The organism is Ciceribacter sp. L1K22, assembly GCF_017599385.1.
In the GTDB taxonomy this organism is placed as follows: domain Bacteria; phylum Pseudomonadota; class Alphaproteobacteria; order Rhizobiales; family Rhizobiaceae; genus Allorhizobium.
On sequence record NZ_JAGFPK010000001.1, the window covers coordinates 3,528,431 to 3,545,230 of the forward strand.

Genomic DNA, 16,800 nt, shown 5'->3' on the forward strand with positions numbered 1-16,800 from the left:
CCGCAAACGCTAAGTGGACCGCGACAATACTTGATTTGCCGCTTATCAAATATCCATTTTCAAGATGCTTCGGGGTGAATGGTCCATCATGGCGACCGATCAGGTTTTTGATTTCGTAATCGTCGGCGCCGGATCGGCGGGCTGCGTTCTCGCCAACCGGCTGAGCGCCGATCCGAAGACCAGAGTTCTTCTGATCGAAGCAGGCGGCAGCGACCTCAATTTCTGGGTCCGCATGCCGATTGGTTATGGAAAGACCTTCTATCACCCACGACTCAACTGGCGCTACCAGACCGAAGCCGAAAGCGGGCTGGGAGGTCGGCAGGCCTATTGGCCGCGCGGCCGTGTGATTGGTGGATCCAGTTCCATCAACGCCATGGTCTACGTGCGCGGACAATATCAGGATTTCGACGCCTGGGCGGCGCTCGGCAATACCGGTTGGTCGGCCGCCGAGGTTCTTTCGGTCTACAAGAGGATGGAGGACAACCTGGAAGGCGCTGACGAATGGCGCGGCAAAGGCGGGCCGCTGACGATCACCAGCATGAAGGGCGCGGTTCACCCCCTCGCGAATGACTACCTCAAGTCAGCCGAAGCGGCGGGCATCGCGATCAACGAAGACTATAACGGGGCGAGCCAGGAGGGGGCGGCGATCTATCAAGTTACGACGCGCGGTGGCTTCCGGTGCTCGTCGGCGGATGCTTATCTGCGCCCCGTCCGCAAGCGCTCCAACCTGGAGATTATGACCAATACGCATGTCACGCGCATCTTGATGGAAGGCACGCGCGCAGTCGGCGTGGAGTACCTGCGCGATGGCATTCGCGAGACGGTTCGGACGGCAAGGGAGGTCATCCTCTCTGCCGGCGCAGTCAACTCCCCACAGATCATGATGCTATCGGGGATCGGAGATGCGAAGCGGCTGTCCTCCCTCGGCATTCCCGTCGTAAATCACGCTCCAAAGGTGGGGAAAAACCTGCAGGATCATCTTGGTTTTGACTATATCTACGAAGCGACCCGTCCAACCCTCAACGATGTCTTGCGACCCTGGTGGAGCCGGTTGGCCGTCGGCCTTCAATATGTGCTGACGCGAAAGGGACCGCTGTCGCTGAGCGTCAATCAGGCCGGTGGGTTCGTCCGCAGTCGTTCCGATCGGTCTCGCCCCAATATCCAGCTCTATTTTTCGCCGCTCAGCTACACGCGGGCCATTCCAGGAAAACGCGCGCTGATGCGCACCGACCTCTTCTCCGGCTTCATGCTTGGTATTTCCAATTGCCACCCACGCAGTCGCGGCGAGATCGATCTGAAGTCGGTTGACCCTTTTGCCGCGCCACTCATCCGGCCCAACTACCTCTCCGATGCCGCCGATCTTGAGGAAATGGTGGACGCGGCACGCATCTTGCGGCGGATCGCGGCGGAACAGCCGATGGCGGGGCTGATCAAGCGCGAGATCGTGCCTGGCCCCGATATCGATAGCGACGAGGAGATCGCAGCCGATATCCGCGCGAGAAGCGGTTCGGTCTTCCACGCCTGCGGCACATGCGCAATGGGTCCGGAGCCCGGCCAATCGGTCGTCGATGCTCGTCTGAAGGTTCACGGCATCGAGGGTTTGCGCGTCGTCGACGCCTCGATCTTCCCGCTGATCCCCTCGGGCAATATAAACGCCCCCTCGATCATGGTCGGCGAAAAAGGAGCGGACTTCATCCTTGAAGACTGGCGTAGGTAGCTCTCCCGCCTTTATTTACGTGATGTCGCTCCCTGCCTCGTTTCTCGGCCGCCATAAGCAGGGGAGCTTTCCCGCCCATCAGACTGGCCTTCCCAATTATTCAAATTGGATATCGTGAGCATTCCACTTTCTTCTTAGGGTGGTGCTTGAAAGTCAGCATGGCGATGCAATCGGAAATTTCAGAAATTGCTGGAGGGTTGGAAATGCAGATACTGGACCGGATCGAACTCTATGTCGTGAACGCACCGCTCGCCGCACCGTTCGCCCCGTCATGGATGCCGGGCACGATCCGCCACAATGTGTCTTTCACACTCGCGCGATTGATCACGGACGATGGGGTTGAAGGCTGGAGCGCATTTTCGGGAGGTGGACGCGATCGCGCCGGCATCGGCGATACTATAGCCAACTTGTTTCTCGGCCAGGACCCCGAAGATATCGAGAGGGTTTCAGAGCGAATCCAGATCATGGCCGTAGGCGGCAATTTTAATTGGTGGCTCGAACCGGCCTTCTGGGACATCAAGGCGAAGAATGCCGGCGTACCGCTCTACAAGCTGCTTGGTGGCACACATGATCGCATCAAGCTCTACGCATCCGCTGGCGAAATCAAGGAGCCGGCGGCGCGGCGCGAGGAAGCTGAGGCGCGGCTTGAAGACGGCTTCGACACGATGAAGATTCGCATTCATGATTTCGACGAACAGGTCGATATCGCGCATATCTCCGATGCCGCAACCTACATGCAGGGTCGGATGAAGATTTCGGTGGACTGCAATCAGGCATTTCGCCTGACGCAGAACGGCGCTGCGCCGCTCTGGTCGCTCGACCGTGCTAAGCGTTTCGTCGATGCGGCGGCCGATGTCGGACTGGCGTGGGTGGAAGAGCCGTTGTTCGGCGAGTGGCACGAGGAGATCGCGCGGTTGACGGCCTATTCCCGGGTTCCGATCGCCGGCGGCGAGCTGCATTTGATGGGCTACAACGAACTCGCCCGCATGGCCAAAATGGGCTGCTACAACATCTTCCAGCCCGATGCGATGTGGGCGGGCGGGGTCAAGCAGGGCATGGATCTGAGCAGGCTCTGCCGCGAGCGCGGCCTGAAGTTTACGCCGCATTGCTGGTCGAATGGTTTCGGTTTCATCGTTAACGCTCACGTCTTCGCCGCGAGCGGCTTTGCCGACGAGATGCTCTACGAGTATCCGTTCGCTCCACCGGGCTGGGTCCCGGAGGGGCGGGATGCGATCATCGGGCAACCCTTCGTGCACAACCGCGGCTGGTTCGACATGCCGCAGACGCCGGGCCTCGGATTCGAGATCGATCACCGCGCCCTCGAGAAGCACGGGCGCTGCTTCTTCAAGGCGAGCCGGAAGGAGCGGCACTGGATGCCGGAAGCACTGGCTGACATCCGGTAGGCCTAGCGAACGCTTCTTTTGCAACGGCAATTTGGCGAGAGAGGCCCGGCGACTGCGCGTCGGCCTCGCTTGCTATTTTCACCCGTGCATCTCCCGCAACAGGTCGGCGAGGTCCTGAACGGCCGAAACGGTTGCGCGCGGTGAGACCGCGCTGAAGCCGAGGATCAGGCCCTTTTGCGCCGGTGCGAGCGAAAACCGGCTGAGCGGCGAAACGATGATGCCGCGCTCAAGCGCCTTTGCCGCCACCGCATCCTCATCGATTTCCGACAGAAAGCGTCCGACTGTCTGAAAGCCGGTCGTCGTCGGTTGCACGTCGAGAAGACCGCCCAGGTGCTCCTCCGCCGACGTGATCAACGCAGCCTGCCGTTCGGCGTAGATGCGTCGCATGCGTCTCAGATGCGCGTTGAAATGGCCCTGCTCCATGAAGTTCGCCATGATGGCCTGGAGGCTGGAAGGGGCTCCTTGCATGGTGGCGCCCGCCACGCGACGGAACATCTTTGCAAGCTCCGGCGGGGCCACGATGTAGCCGAGCCTGAGTGCCGCGAACATCACCTTCGAGAATGTACCGACATAGATGACGCGTCCGGCCGTATCGACGCTTTTCAGCGTCGGCGCGGGATGGCCGGAATAATAGAACTCGCCATCATAATCGTCCTCGACGATCCAGGCGCCGCAGCGTCCGGCGGCGGAGAGCAGTTCCAGCCGCCGGCCAAGCGACATGGTTACACCGAGCGGGTGCTGGCGCGCCGGGGTCACGAAGGCCATGCGGAACTCGGGGCATGTTTTCAATCCGGCTGCGACATCGATGCCCTGATCATCGACAGGCACGGGGACAAGGCTGGCGCCGCTCGACACGAGACTGTTGCGTGCGCCGATCGGTCCCGGATTTTCAAACCACACCTTGTCTCCCGGATTGAGCAGCATCTGGCCGATCCGGTTGAAAGCGTCCTGAGCGCCATTGAAGATGAAGACGTCGTCGGGTTCGCAGGCGACGCCGCGGTTGGCCTTGAGATGGTTGCAGATCGCCTTGCGAAGTTCATAGAGGCCGACAGGGTCGGGATAACCCAGCACCAGATGGCGCGACTGCCTCCAGTACTGGGCCGATAGCCGTGCCCAGAGCGCCATCGGGAACTCGTCATTGGCTGGCATGCCGGTGACGAAAGGTCGTGGCACTGGCGGATGCGACAGGCGAGGGAAATATTGCTCGGAAGCTTCCAGACTAAGACGCGCTAGCCTTGGCGGCGTCGTATCGGCCGGCTCTTGAACCGGCTCCGCCTTCTGCGGACGCTCCTGATCCAGTGTCTCGCTCACATAGGCACCTGCGCCGACGCGGGAATAGATCAGCTCCTCTGCCATCAACTGCTCGTAAACGGTGACCGCCGTCGTGCGCGAAACGCCCTGGTCCTTGGCCAGAGTGCGACTCGAAGGCAATCGCTCGCCCGCGGCCAGCCTTCCCGACAGGATGAGCTCGCGCAGGCCACTGGCCAATTGCGCGGTCACGGAGCTTTCGTCGTCCCTGTCGATCCTGATCGGCGGTATCAGCGCGCCGCCGGCATATTTTACCATTCCCGTCCGTCCGGAAGACTGGAGTTTCGATTATTGGCATGAAAACTATTCCAAAATGGACCTTAGTCAAAGGCCAGTTTAAGCTCACAGTGAGGCCAGTCCATCTTGGCTTTTTGCCCGACGCGAGGTTCGGCAATGAAACTGAAGTCTATCGAAACCTTCTCGACCCGCTATGTCGGCTTCGTCCGCGTCACGGACGAAACAGGGGCTCAGGGCTGGGGTCAGTTGTCGACCTACAATTCCGATATTTCGGCGCTGGTGCTGCATCGGCAGGTCGCACCCTGGACGCTTGGTGTGGAAATCGTCGATCTCGACGATCATCTCGATCTTATCGCGGAACGCGAGCACAAGTTCCCGGGCTCCTATCTGCGTCGCGCCATGGGTGGAATCGATACCGCGATATGGGACCTCAGGGGCAAGCAGGCGGGAAAGCCGGTGGTGTCGCTGCTCGGTGGAACGCCTGGACCCTTGAGGGCCTATGCCTCGTCGATGAAGCGAGACATCACCCCGAAGGATGAGGTGGAGCGCTTCAAGCGTCTGCGCCAGGAGTTCGGCTTCGATGCCTTCAAGTTTCGTGTTGGCGCCGAGGTCGGTCGCAATACGGACGAATGGCCTGGTCGCACCGAGGAGATCATTGCGGCCGTGACCCGGGCGCTTGGAGCGGAGGCGGACCTCCTTGCGGATGCCAACTCCTGCTATTCTCCTCACAAGGCGATCGAGGTCGGGCGCATGATGGAGGACCACGGCATGGTCCACTATGAAGAGCCCTGCCCCTATTGGGAGTTGGAGCAGACCAAGGAGGTCGCCGACGCCCTCGACATCGCCGTGACAGGTGGCGAGCAGGATTGTGACCTGACGATCTGGCGGCGCATGATCGACATGCGGGCGGTCGATATCGTGCAGCCCGACGTCCTTTATCTCGGCGGGATAAGCCGGACGTTGCGGGTTGCCCGCATGGCTGAGGCGGCGCATCTTCCCGTTACCCCCCACTGTGCGAACCTGTCGCTAGTCACGCTCTTCACCATGCATGTGCTCCGAGCCATTCCGAACGCCGGTGACTACCTGGAGTTCTCTATCGAGGAAGCAGATTACTACCCGTGGCAATATGGTCTTTTCCGCAAGGATCCCTACCAGGTCAAAGATGGGAAGATAGCGATCGACGATACGCCCGGTTGGGGGGTGGAACTCGACCCGGAATGGCTCGCGAAATCGGCGTACCAAATCAGCGAGCTCGATTGAGCTGATGCCTCTAAAACGCGATTTCGCGCGATCGCGTGACGGAAGGGCCATGTTGCGCCGTTGCCCTATTCCTGCATCATGAGCTGACAGGTCCAGACAGAGAGGCGTGAATGGAGACCATCTTTACTGCCGGCGCGAAGATGACGCCCTACTGGTGGGAAAAGTCTCCGCCAAAACAAATCGAGGAAGCCGCACTTCCGCGCAGTGTCGACGTGATCATCGTCGGGTCGGGATATACGGGCTTGCATGCGGCGATCGAACTCGCCCGCGGCGGCAGGACGGTTCTGGTCTGCGATTCCGGGCCGATCGGTTTCGGTTGCTCGACGCGAAATGGCGGTCAGATCAGCACATCTGTAAAGCCGGGTTTCGATAGCCTCGCCAAAGCCCATGGGGAAGCGACCGCACGGCGAATATTCGAGGACGGTCGCCACTCCCTTGCATGGACGGAAGAGTTTATCCGTGCGGAAGGAATTTCCTGTGACTTCTCCGTCGTCGGCCGCTTTCATGTCGCCCATGACCGAAGGTCGTTCGAGACGCTGGCGGCGTCGATCAGGACACAGCCGAAGGGCCTGGAAGTGCCGGCGCATGTCATCCCTCGGGCTGAGCAACGCTCCGAACTCGGTACGGACGTCTACTATGGCGGTGTCGTCTTCGAAAAACATGCCTCGCTCGATCCCGGTCTTTATCATGCCGCCCTCGTGAGCCTGGCGCGACAGGCGGGCGTTGAATTTGCGCCACATTGCGAGGTCACCGCCATCAGGCGCGAGGGGCGGATGTTCTCCGCTGCCACTGCGCGCGGACAGACCCAGGCTCGTAATGTCGTCTTCGCGACCAACGGCTATTCCGGCGCCCTCTCGCGTTGGCATCGTCGCCGCATCATTCCGATCGGCAGCTACATCATCGCGACCGAGGAATTGCCCGAAGCCCTCGTTGACGAATTGATCCCGAAAAACCGCGTGGTCTCCGATACGAGGCGCGTTCTTTACTACTTCCGGGCCTCGCCCGACCGGCGGCGCATTCTGTTCGGCGGGCGTGTCAGCATGGGCGAGACAGACCCGACGAAGAGCGGGCCTCTGCTCTATCGGGAAATGGTGAGGCTCTTCCCCCAGCTTGCGGGCTGTAAGGTCACGCATTCGTGGATGGGCTATGTCGGTTACACCTTCGACACGCTTGCACACACTGGCGAGCACGACGGCATTCACTATGCCATGGGCTACTGCGGTTCTGGTGTCGGAATGGCCGGCTATCTCGGAATGCGGGTCGGACAGACCATTCTCGGCAAGTCTGAGGGTCGAACCGGCTATGGCGAAACGGAATTTCCGTCACGCTCCTACTATTTCGGCAGGCCGTGGTTCTTGGCGCCGGCCGTACATGTGTACCGGCTGCGGGATCGGCTCGGCCTTTGACCTCTAGGACAGCGACGTCAAAGTGGTCTTTAACAATCGAAAGAATGGATATTTGATGGTGACCAGTTTGCGCCTTCAATGCGCAAATGGCGCACGTGGAAAATCCCGGCGCTCGGGGAGCTTCACATGCCGGTCAAGGAACGCCGGTAGCCATGGACATGACAACGACGAAAATAAAGAACGATTGTCACTGAGAGGAGAGAACAATGGGAAAACTGGGAAACAGACTGCTGTGCGCGACCGCTATTGTACTGATGGCGACCGCTTCGGCCGCCAATGCCGAGACATTGCGCATCCTGACCTGGGGCGGCTATGCGCCTGACGAATTGATCAAGAAGTTCGAGGCCGAGAACCCCGATATCAAGGTGGAGGTGACGCTCTCGAACAACGAGGAGATGGTGGCCAAGCTCCGTGCCACCGGCGGCACCGGCTACGATCTCGCCCAGCCGAGCCACGACCGCATCTATGCGGCGCAACTCGAATACAACATCTACAAGCCGCTTGATCTGTCGAAGATCAATGTCGATCAGATGGCGCCTAACCTCGTCGATGGCGTGAAGCAGAACACCACGATCGAAGGTCAGGTCTACGCCGTTCCGCACCAGTGGGGTACGTCCGGCATCATGGCGAACAAGAAGGAGGCCCCTGACGCTAAGAGCTGGGCCGATCTCTGCGATCCGAAATACAAGGGCCGCACGTCCATGCGCCTCCGCCGCACGATCCTTCTAGGCACGGCCTTTTCAATGGGAATGAATCCGTTTGATCTCTATGCCGATACCGCTGCCTACAAGGACATGCTCGACAAGGTTACCGACAAGCTGATCGCCTGCAAGGATAACATCAAGACCTACTGGACCGGGGGCGACGACCTTTCGGCGCTGATGCTGTCGGGTGAGGTTATCCTGTCGGAAACCTGGGATTCGACCGCCTTCAAACTTTATTCGCAGAACCAGGACATCGTCTTCGTTCCGCCGGAGACCGGTGCGCTGGCCTGGATCGATACATTCGCCATTCCGCGCGGCGGCGAGGCTGACGATGCCGCCTACAAGTGGATCAACTTCGTGATCCAGCCCGAGAATGTGAAGATTATGTCGGCCTCGACCGGCGCGCTTGCTGCCGTTCCCAATGCCACGGATCTTCTTCCCGACGACAAGAAGGCGGCCGTACAGGCAGCGTTCACCCAGGCCGACATCGACAATCTGAAGTTCTTTGCCAACATCCCTCCGGGGATCGAGGATATGGAAGGTATCGCGCTCGAACGCATCAAGGCGGCTTCGAACTGAAGCCTGCTTGAGCGACCACAAAGAGCAGCCGGGGCGTGTTATCGCCCCGGCGGGTTCAAGAAATGGATAGTGCGCGATGTATGACCTGAGCTGTGCCAGCGTAACAAAGAAGTTCGGAGCCTTTACTGCCGTCTCCGGGGTGTCGCTCGACATTCCCTCCGGTTCCTTCTTCTCCATCCTCGGCCCCTCCGGCTGCGGCAAGACAACCTTGATGCGGATGATCGCTGGCTTCGAGACGCCGACCTCCGGCGACATCCGGATCAAGGGTGAGAGCGTGGTGAAGGTCGCGCCGAACCGGCGCAACGTGAAGATGGTCTTCCAGCATCTGGCGCTTTTCCCGATGATGAATGTCGGTGAAAACATTGCCTACGGCCTGCGCTGCCGGGGAGAGGCAAAGGCGGATATCCCGCGCAAGGTTGCGCGTGTCCTGGAGCGTGTCGGTCTGCCCGGTGTCGAGGAAAAACGCATCAGCCAGCTCTCGGGTGGCCAGAAACAGCGCATCGCGATTGCCCGCTGCATGGTGCTGGAGCCAGACGTGCTACTGCTTGATGAACCGCTCGGCGCGCTCGATCTCAAGCTTCGTGAGCACATGAAGATCGAGCTGAAACAGTTGCAGCACCAGTTCGAGACGACCTTCCTGTACATCACTCACGACCAGTCCGAAGCCCTCGTCATGTCAGACACCGTTGCGGTGATGAATGGCGGACGCTTCGAGCAGATCGGCAGCCCGCGTGAGCTCTACGATGCCCCGGTGTCCGGCTTTGTCGCGGGTTTTGTCGGCGATTCCAACTGCCTGTCGGGGCGGTTGGTGGAGACGCGCGGCGACCTCGCCAGCGTCGATCTCCACGGCGGCGGTCGCGTGGTCGGACGCTTGTCGGGTGCAGGCAGACCGGGCGACGCCGTCGAAATTTTCCTCCGGCCGGAGGCGTTGGCCATCGGGCCGGGCGCGGCGGAGGCCGAACTCGTAGGCATCGTAGATAGTCTGCTATTCAACGGTGCGAATTCCCGCATCCTCGTGATGACGGTCCATGGCCAGCTTGTCGAGGTGGCCGATCCCTCCGCCGCATCGACTGTGGCCAAGGGCGATGCCGTGAAGCTCTCCTGGAAGCCGGAACTGGCACGCGTCTTCCCGAGGAGGGCAGGCTGATGGGGCGTGATGCCGGGCGCCTGTCGCTGATCCTGTTGATGGCGCCGTTCGTGTTGTGGATCGGCTTGTTGATCGTGCTGCCGCAGATCGGTATCGGCTACGTGTCCCTGCGGGAGAAAGTGGGCTTCAACCAGTACGAATACGGCTTCGCAAACTACGCGGCCTTTTTCGGGGAGCCAATCTACCGCAACACATTGCTGCGGACCGCTTGGATATCGATCCTCGTGACGGTGATTGCGTTGGTGATGGGATTTCCCGTGGCCTATTACATCGCCAAGATGGCGAGGGAGCGGAGCCGTGCGGCGCTGTTCCTGATGTGCCTCATTCCGCTTTGGGTGAGCGATCTCGTTCGCGCCTATGGCTGGATCGTACTGCTTCGCGAGACTGGCGTAGTCTCGAACGCTCTGGTCAATCTCGGCCTGATCGACCAGCCCGTCGAGATGCTCTACAACGATGTGACCGTGGTGATGGGCCTCGTTTACACGGTCATCCTGTTCATGATCGTCCCGCTCGTTTCCACCCTGCAGGGTATGGATGATTCATTGCTCGAAGCGGGCTACAATCTCGGCGGATCGCGTTTTACGGTCTTTCGCCGTATCATCGTTCCCTATGCGATGCCGGGCATCGTCTCCGGCTGCATCATTACCTTCATGCTGGCGGCCGGCAGTTATCTGACGCCGATCCTGCTCGGCGGCAAGAATTCCAGCTGGTTCACCGAGCAGATCTACAACCAGTTCATCACCCGCTACAATTGGGAAGCCGGTGCCACGTTTGGCGTGCTGCTCCTCGCCTTCACCTCCCTCGTCGTCTGGGCGGGCCTTCGGCTGACAGGCCAAAGCCTCGCCACCACTGTCGCGAAGGATTGAGAACATGCGGACCCCTGCTCATCTCCTGTTCGTCTATCGCGCCTATGTGGTGATCTTCTTCCTCTATCTGGTAGCTCCGCTTCTGGCGGCGGGAGCCTTTGCGTTCAACGATTCTCTCTTTCCGTCTCTGCCCTGGCAGGGCTTCACGCTCGACTGGTTCTTCTCACCGACGGAACCCAAGCTCGGCCTCCTGCACGACGAGCGCCTGCTGCGCGGCCTTGGAAACTCCGTCTATATCGGCCTGATCGTCGCAGCGCTCTCGGTCGTTGCCGGCACCTGCAACGCGTTTCTCTTCGTGCGCAAGGAGTTCCCGTTCAAATCCTTCCTCTACATCCTGATGGTGGTGCCGCTGGTGATCCCCGGCGTCATCCTCGGCATCTCCATTCTCGTCTTCGCATCCATGATCGCGAACTTCGCCGATCGTGAACTCGGTCTATTCCTCACATGGCTGAGGCCCGGCATTCCCCTGGTCGTGCTTGGACAGTTCTCGTTCCTGACGACGATCACGTCGCTCGTTATCGCGGCGCGTCTGCAGAAGTTCGACATAGCGCTGGAAGAAGCCGCGTTGAACCTCGGCGCCACAAGGCTTCGGGTGCTTTCGACGGTCACGCTTCCCTTCCTCTTTCCAGCGCTGTTCTCCGCCTTCGTCGTCGCCTTCCTGGTCTCGTTCGAAAACTTCAATACCACGCTCATGCTCGTCGGCTCGGACGCGCCGCTGACGGTTACGATGTATGACCGCATGGTGAAAGCTGGTTCGACGCCCGTCCTGAACGCGGTCTCGGTGGTTCTGATGCTGGGATCGGGGCTATTGGCACTGCTGAGCGTGGTGGTGCAGCGCGAAAGGCAACAGCAATAACCCGGGATATGCAGGCGCAAGCGCCGCCGTCACGCTTTCGGCATACCCTTCGGGCGAAGGTGACGACGTAGCGCGGCGATCCGGAAGATGGCATTGGGCGCGCCATAGCCGCCGTAACCGCGCCGTTCGACAATCTCGAAGAAGAAACCTTCGCCGTAGGTCGGTGAGTAGAGCTGGAAATACTCGCCCCCATCGTCGCGGTCGTAGAGGATGTTGGCCGATTTCATCTTTTCGACAAGACCGGAATCGAGCCCGAAACGCGCTTCAAGGTCATCGTAGTAGTTCGGGGATATGGCGAGTGCCTTGAAGCCCCTTGTGGCGAGCATCCTGGCAGTGGCAAAGATGTCGTGCGTTTCGAACGCGATATGCTGGATGCCGGAGCCGAAGGTTTCGGCGATGAACCGTCCCGCCAGTGTGTTGCGGTTTTCGGCGCCGTTGAGCGTTATCCTTAGGTTTCCGCCCGCCGTTTCGACCACTTGGCTGCGCACCAACCCTGCGGGATCGACGATATCGACCATCGGCGTCTTCCGTGTCGCCAGTTGCGACGTGTAAAAGAGCAGCCAGGTCAACATTTCCTCGTAGCGCGTCGTCTGAGCAAGATGGTCGATGCGCGTAAGACCCACCTCACCCGGCGCATCCATGTCAGGAGCCAAAGGGGTGAAATCGACTTCCCAGATTCGGGAAAGCTCGCTCGTCTGATCGAGGAAGTAGACGATGCCGCCACCGACCCCTCGGATCGCGGGGATCTGCAGTTCTCCTTCTGCGACCGATTGCTGGAAGTCCTCCGCCCCGAGAGTTATTGCACGCGCATGCGCCTTCGCGGCGTCATCGACCATAAGAGCGAAGGCATATGCATTTGCCCCGTGCACCAGATATGAGGCGTTCGCGAACCCCCTGGCCTCTCTGTTGAGAATAAGGCGGATATCTCCCTGCTGCAGCAGTTTGACCGCTTTCGAGCGATGATGTGCCACGGTCCTGAAGCCAAGCGAGCCCATGAGTGCTTCGAGCTGTATGCCGTCATCATCGCCGACGGCGAACTCGACGAAAGCAATACCCGTTACCTCCGCACGCGGAGGCATCGAGGGTACCGGTATCCGGATATCAGGCTCGTTGTTCCTGACCTGGTCCATGAGATAGACGAGCGAACGCTGCCCGTCCTTCGAAATCGCTTGCGGCGAACCACCACGAAACTGGTCGTTGAAGATTTCGAGTGACAGAAATCCGTCATAACCGGTCGCCGACACCGCCTGCATGAAGGCCGTGACAGGGAGATCGCCTTCTCCCGGCATGTTGCGGAAATGGCGCGACCAGTAAAGCAGGTCCATCTCGATTAACGGTGCGTCGGCAAGCTGGACGATGAAGATCCTGTCACCGGGAATGGCGCGGATTGAGTTGACGTCGATCTTTCGCGCAAGAGTGTGGAAGCTGTCGAGGATAAGGCCGATACTTGGGTGATCGGCGCGCCGTACGATTTCCCAGGCGTCACGATGGTCGTTGATATGCCTTCCCCACGCAAGGGCTTCGTATCCAACGCGAAGTCCACGTTTTGCCGCTCGCTCGCCAAGCTCGCGAAAGTCATCGGCGGCACGATCTATGCCGCCGAGCGATACCGGCGAGGCGTTGGAGCAGATCAGCATGAGATCGGTGCCAAGCTCTGCCATCAGATCGAACTTGCGCTCAGCGCGATCGAAGTTGCGGCTCCGGAAGGGTTCTGGCATGCCCTCGAAATCGCGAAAGGGTTGGAAAAGGGAGACCGTAAGGCCTTGGTCGCGAACCATTTTGCCGACGTCGGCCGGAGAGCGGTCAAAGGCCAGGAAATCGTTCTCGAAAATCTCGATCCCATCGAAGCCGGCGCCGGCGATCGCGGAGAGTTTTTCTTCGAATTCACCGCTGATGGAAACGGTCGCTATCGAGGTTTTCATCCCGGTTCTCCCAAATGACCGCAGAAGTCGGACTGCTTCAGCGCTTTCCCTCCTCGACGAGCAGCTTCAAGGCCCGGACGGCGTGCGGATAGCCGGCCGCCCCGAGACCTGCCATGACAGCGGTTGCCGTCATCGAGACCAACGACTTTTGATAGATCGACTCGCGGCGGTGAACATTGCTGATATGGAACTCGATGATCGGTCCCTTGAACATCTTGAGGGCATCGAGGAGCGCCAGAGACGTGAAGGTGAAGGCCGCGGGATTGATCAGAATGCCCGCGCCCTCGTCGCTCGCCTTGTGCACGTCTTCGATCAGCTTCTCCTCACTGTTGGTCTGCCGGAAGATCACGGGCCAGTCGCCGGCGGCCTCCCGGCAACAGAGTTCGACATCGGCGAGTGTGTGGTGTCCGTAGATCTCCGGCTCGCGCCGGCCAAGCCGGTTGAGGTTCGGGCCATTGAGGATGTAGAGCGGCTTGCGTTCGGTCATGGTTTCTCCATCAGCCCTGATACCCAAGAAGGCGCGGTAGCCAGAGCACTGTGTCGGGGACGAAGGTGATCACGCCGAGGCTTAAAACCATCCAGAGAAGGAAGGGGGTTGCGTCGCGGACGATGTCGCGAAGTGGTGCTCCGGAAATCTTGGCAACGATGAAGAGCAACAGTCCGTAGGGTGGTGTTACAAGGCCCAGCATGATGTTCACGACAACCACAACTCCGAAGTGGACGAGGTCGATGCCGAGCGCCTGGGCCGTGGGAATGAAGACGGGAACGATGATCAACAGGATCGCCGTTCCTTCGAGGACACAGCCGAGCAGCAGCAGAACGATGTTCACGAAGACCAGGAACATGACCGGCGACATGTCCCAGCCGATGAGCACGGTCTTGATGCTTTCGGGAATATTCTCGATGGTCACCACATAGTTGAAGACCAGGGCGCCAGCGATGAGCATGCCGATGGATGCGGATGTCTTCGCACTTGAGAATACGGCCCTGTAGAACGCGATCCAGCTTATGCTTCGATAGACGACCACGGCGATGAAAAGCGCGTAGGCGGCGGCCAGTGCCGCGGCCTCCGTGGGGGTGGTGATGCCGGAATAGATACATCCGAGTAGCAGGACCGGCATGAACAAAGCCGGTGCTGCTCTCCAGGTGATGCCCGGGATATCCTTCAGCGGAACCGGCGCTTCGACCGGAAAATTCTTGCGGCGTGCAGTGATCGCCACCTGCGTCATCTGCAAGCTCGCCATGAGCAGTCCCGGCACCATGCCGGCCAGGAAGAGATAGCCGATCGACGCATCCGAGACGAGCGAGTAGATCACCATTGGAATGGACGGCGGAATGATGGGGCCGATGACGGCTGTCACGGCCGTCAGCGCAGCGGCAAAACTCGGCGTATAGCGGCCGCCCTGCGTCATCAGCTTCTGCATCATGCTGCCGGTACCGGCAGCATCGGCGATCGCCGAACCGGACATGCCGGCGAAGATAATGCTCTGCACGACGTTGACCTGCGCAAGTCCGCCGCGGAAACGACCGACCAGCACGTTGCAGAACGACAGCAGCCGTTCGGTCATCGAGCCGATATTCATCAGTTCGGCGGCAAGAATGAAAAGAGGCACGGCCAGAATGACGTAGTTCGAGTACATGCCGTTGAGAAACTGCTCGGCGACGATCCCCATGTCTGCGCCGACGAGCGCCAGATAGAGAATGGAGCCGCAGATCATCGACAGGCCGATCGGCAGGCCGAGGAAGGCCAGAGCCGTGATGGCAACGATCGAAAGAGAGAAGGGACTTGTGAGGTTCATACGCCGGAGCTCGCTTTGGTCGGGTCAAAGCCTTCCGGCGCCTTCCCTCTGAAGGCGAGCAGGCAAAGCCAGAGATGGCGGATGATCATGGCGATCGCGAAGACAACGTAAATGGAATAGAGGACGTCGAAACGGATCTTGAGGTAGGCCGTGCTTTCGACCTGCATGAAGCTCACGTAATCGATCACGGCGGGCAGCGACCAGATGAAAAGCGCCACCAGCGAGACGGAACTGATGATCTGCATGATGCGCAGTCCGCCAGCGCTCGCCGCCCCCCAGAAAAGATCAAAACGGATTTCGTCCACTTCCCGAACGACAAACGCCGAGCCGAAGAGAACCATCCAGATCCAGAGCGCGACGCTTGCCTCGTGGGTCCAGCCGATCGACAGATTCAACACGTAGCGGAACGTGATCTGAAGCAGGAAGATCACGAACATGGCGAGCAGCAGCATCGCCAGCAGATTTTCAGCGCGGCGCCTGAGCCAGAGGCCCCAGTTGGCAAGTCGGTTATTCATGGACGTCGACTTTCTGGTTGTCGGACGAGCCGGCGCAAGGCCGGCTCGCTGGTATCTCGCGCACGCTCAGAGAGCAGCGACCTTCTCCAGAATGCCTTCGGGCCAGGATTGCGCCAGATCCGATGCGAGATATTTTTCCTGGGCAAACGACCGGAAGGCAGCGATGTCCGGCTCGTAGATCTGCAGGCCGGCTGCCTTGAATTCGTCGACCAGCGTCTTCTCCTGAGCCAGGTGCTGCTCTTCACTCCACTGCATCGCCTTGTCGGCCGCCGCCTGCACCTTCGCCTGCTGTTCGGGTGAAAGGCTTTTCCACGTCTCCGCCGAAATGGTCAGAAGGTCATAGCCGATCAGGTGCGAAGTCATGACGATCTGCGACATGACTTCATAGAATTTCATGTTTTTGACATTGGGTAGCGGATTGTCCTGACCGTCGATCGCGCCGGTCTGCAGCCCGGTATACACCTCGGCATAGGCCATCGGGACGGGGTTGGCGCCCAATGCCTCACCCAGGAATTGCCAGGCGTCGCCGCCCGGCATGCGAAGCTTCACACCTGAAAGGTCCGCCGGTGTGTTAATCTTCTTGTCGGATTTCAGTCCGACCTGACGGGCGCCGAAATAGGTTGGGCCGAGAATGTAAACGCCGGCCTTGTCTTCGGCCATCTTCTTGAACTCCGCGCCCACATCGCTTGCGAAGAAGGCCCGAACGTGAGCGGCATCGCGGAACAGATAGGCTGAGGTCAGGACCGACCATTCCGGGACCTGCTTTGCGATGTCCTGCGGAGCGATATTGCCCATCTGCAGATTGCCCCGCTGGAGCGCGACAAGCTCGGTACCCTGTTTGAACAGGGTGCCGCCATAGAACGGCTCCACCTTGAACCCGTCCTGGAGTTCCTCTGCAAACATCTTGACCATGCCGGCACGAATGTCCTGCTCGGAAAAGACCGCCGAAAGCTTCAGCGTGACGGGTTCCTGAGCAAGGGCCGGGATCGATACCGTGCTCAGGGCGGCGCCCAGGGCGGCCGAACCCGCCAGAAGCGTGCGGCGTGAAATTTCAAACGTCATGTCTTCCTCCTCTCGTCCT

The 16,800-nt window shown here is 59.9% G+C and carries 14 protein-coding genes; 8 read left to right on the top strand and 6 right to left on the bottom strand.

Going from position 1 to position 16,800, the window contains the following annotated elements; all coding sequences use genetic code 11:
• Positions 1-88: 88 nt before the first annotated feature.
• Positions 89-1,717: a GMC family oxidoreductase N-terminal domain-containing protein gene (locus tag J5J09_RS17370; protein ID WP_208552698.1), complete on the top strand. Its 1,629-nt coding sequence runs from the start codon at positions 89-91 to the stop codon at positions 1,715-1,717.
• A gap of 203 nt (positions 1,718-1,920) precedes the next feature.
• Positions 1,921-3,120 carry a mandelate racemase/muconate lactonizing enzyme family protein gene (locus J5J09_RS17375; RefSeq protein ID WP_208552699.1) on the top strand — a complete coding sequence of 400 codons (1,200 nt, stop codon included), beginning with the start codon at positions 1,921-1,923 and terminating at the stop codon, positions 3,118-3,120.
• A gap of 78 nt (positions 3,121-3,198) precedes the next feature.
• On the opposite strand, the gene J5J09_RS17380 is transcribed toward J5J09_RS17375, so the two are convergent.
• Positions 3,199-4,686, bottom strand: coding sequence for a PLP-dependent aminotransferase family protein (locus J5J09_RS17380; protein ID WP_208552700.1), 1,488 nt, complete (start codon positions 4,684-4,686; stop codon positions 3,199-3,201).
• A 135-nt stretch (positions 4,687-4,821) separates the two neighbouring features.
• Here J5J09_RS17380 and J5J09_RS17385 point away from each other — a divergent pair, with 135 nt between their 5' ends.
• From J5J09_RS17385 to J5J09_RS17410, 6 genes are all read left to right on the top strand, one after another.
• Positions 4,822-5,925 (top strand): mandelate racemase/muconate lactonizing enzyme family protein, encoded by a 1,104-nt coding sequence (locus J5J09_RS17385; protein ID WP_208552701.1) that lies wholly within the window; start codon positions 4,822-4,824, stop codon positions 5,923-5,925.
• Positions 5,926-6,035: 110 nt separating this feature from the next.
• A complete protein-coding gene (locus J5J09_RS17390; RefSeq protein ID WP_208552704.1) occupies positions 6,036-7,331 on the top strand; it encodes an FAD-binding oxidoreductase in 1,296 nt (431 codons plus the stop codon).
• 206 nt (positions 7,332-7,537) lie between these two features.
• Positions 7,538-8,614 (top strand): extracellular solute-binding protein, encoded by a 1,077-nt coding sequence (locus J5J09_RS17395; protein ID WP_208552706.1) that lies wholly within the window; start codon positions 7,538-7,540, stop codon positions 8,612-8,614.
• Between the two features lie 76 nt (positions 8,615-8,690).
• On the top strand, positions 8,691-9,761 hold the full coding sequence (locus J5J09_RS17400) for an ABC transporter ATP-binding protein (protein WP_208552708.1): 1,071 nt from the start codon (positions 8,691-8,693) through the stop codon (positions 9,759-9,761).
• Positions 9,761-10,627 carry an ABC transporter permease gene (locus tag J5J09_RS17405; protein WP_208552711.1) on the top strand — a complete coding sequence of 289 codons (867 nt, stop codon included), beginning with the start codon at positions 9,761-9,763 and terminating at the stop codon, positions 10,625-10,627. The genes J5J09_RS17400 and J5J09_RS17405 overlap by 1 nt, the downstream gene beginning before the upstream one ends.
• A gap of 4 nt (positions 10,628-10,631) precedes the next feature.
• A complete protein-coding gene (locus J5J09_RS17410) occupies positions 10,632-11,483 on the top strand; it encodes an ABC transporter permease subunit (RefSeq protein WP_208552713.1) in 852 nt (283 codons plus the stop codon).
• A 29-nt stretch (positions 11,484-11,512) separates the two neighbouring features.
• Here the strand turns inward: J5J09_RS17410 and J5J09_RS17415 are convergent, their stop codons facing one another.
• From J5J09_RS17415 to dctP, 5 genes are all read right to left on the bottom strand, one after another.
• Positions 11,513-13,405 (bottom strand): sugar phosphate isomerase/epimerase and 4-hydroxyphenylpyruvate domain-containing protein, encoded by a 1,893-nt coding sequence (locus J5J09_RS17415; RefSeq protein WP_208552715.1) that lies wholly within the window; start codon positions 13,403-13,405, stop codon positions 11,513-11,515.
• Positions 13,406-13,442: 37 nt separating this feature from the next.
• Complete coding sequence (locus tag J5J09_RS17420) at positions 13,443-13,892, bottom strand: type II 3-dehydroquinate dehydratase (RefSeq protein WP_208552716.1); 450 nt, start codon at positions 13,890-13,892, stop codon at positions 13,443-13,445.
• A gap of 10 nt (positions 13,893-13,902) precedes the next feature.
• On the bottom strand, positions 13,903-15,204 hold the full coding sequence (locus J5J09_RS17425) for a TRAP transporter large permease (protein ID WP_208552717.1): 1,302 nt from the start codon (positions 15,202-15,204) through the stop codon (positions 13,903-13,905).
• Positions 15,201-15,719 (bottom strand): TRAP transporter small permease subunit, encoded by a 519-nt coding sequence (locus J5J09_RS17430; protein WP_208552718.1) that lies wholly within the window; start codon positions 15,717-15,719, stop codon positions 15,201-15,203. The genes J5J09_RS17425 and J5J09_RS17430 overlap by 4 nt, the downstream gene beginning before the upstream one ends.
• A 66-nt stretch (positions 15,720-15,785) precedes the next feature.
• Positions 15,786-16,781: a TRAP transporter substrate-binding protein DctP gene (dctP, locus tag J5J09_RS17435; protein WP_208552720.1), complete on the bottom strand. Its 996-nt coding sequence runs from the start codon at positions 16,779-16,781 to the stop codon at positions 15,786-15,788.
• Positions 16,782-16,800: the final 19 nt, after the last annotated feature.

Bases quoted from the DNA above. Each gene is read 5' to 3' on its own strand.
- J5J09_RS17370 (WP_208552698.1), top strand. From the start codon at position 89: ATGGCGACCGATCAGGTTTTTGATTTCGTAATCGTCGGCGCCGGATCG.
- J5J09_RS17375 (WP_208552699.1), top strand. From the start codon at position 1,921: ATGCAGATACTGGACCGGATCGAACTCTATGTCGTGAACGCACCGCTC.
- J5J09_RS17380 (WP_208552700.1), bottom strand. From the start codon at position 4,686: ATGGTAAAATATGCCGGCGGCGCGCTGATACCGCCGATCAGGATCGAC.
- J5J09_RS17385 (WP_208552701.1), top strand. From the start codon at position 4,822: ATGAAACTGAAGTCTATCGAAACCTTCTCGACCCGCTATGTCGGCTTC.
- J5J09_RS17390 (WP_208552704.1), top strand. From the start codon at position 6,036: ATGGAGACCATCTTTACTGCCGGCGCGAAGATGACGCCCTACTGGTGG.
- J5J09_RS17395 (WP_208552706.1), top strand. From the start codon at position 7,538: ATGGGAAAACTGGGAAACAGACTGCTGTGCGCGACCGCTATTGTACTG.
- J5J09_RS17400 (WP_208552708.1), top strand. From the start codon at position 8,691: ATGTATGACCTGAGCTGTGCCAGCGTAACAAAGAAGTTCGGAGCCTTT.
- J5J09_RS17405 (WP_208552711.1), top strand. From the start codon at position 9,761: ATGGGGCGTGATGCCGGGCGCCTGTCGCTGATCCTGTTGATGGCGCCG.
- J5J09_RS17410 (WP_208552713.1), top strand. From the start codon at position 10,632: ATGCGGACCCCTGCTCATCTCCTGTTCGTCTATCGCGCCTATGTGGTG.
- J5J09_RS17415 (WP_208552715.1), bottom strand. From the start codon at position 13,405: ATGAAAACCTCGATAGCGACCGTTTCCATCAGCGGTGAATTCGAAGAA.
- J5J09_RS17420 (WP_208552716.1), bottom strand. From the start codon at position 13,892: ATGACCGAACGCAAGCCGCTCTACATCCTCAATGGCCCGAACCTCAAC.
- J5J09_RS17425 (WP_208552717.1), bottom strand. From the start codon at position 15,204: ATGAACCTCACAAGTCCCTTCTCTCTTTCGATCGTTGCCATCACGGCT.
- J5J09_RS17430 (WP_208552718.1), bottom strand. From the start codon at position 15,719: ATGAATAACCGACTTGCCAACTGGGGCCTCTGGCTCAGGCGCCGCGCT.
- dctP (WP_208552720.1), bottom strand. From the start codon at position 16,781: ATGACGTTTGAAATTTCACGCCGCACGCTTCTGGCGGGTTCGGCCGCC.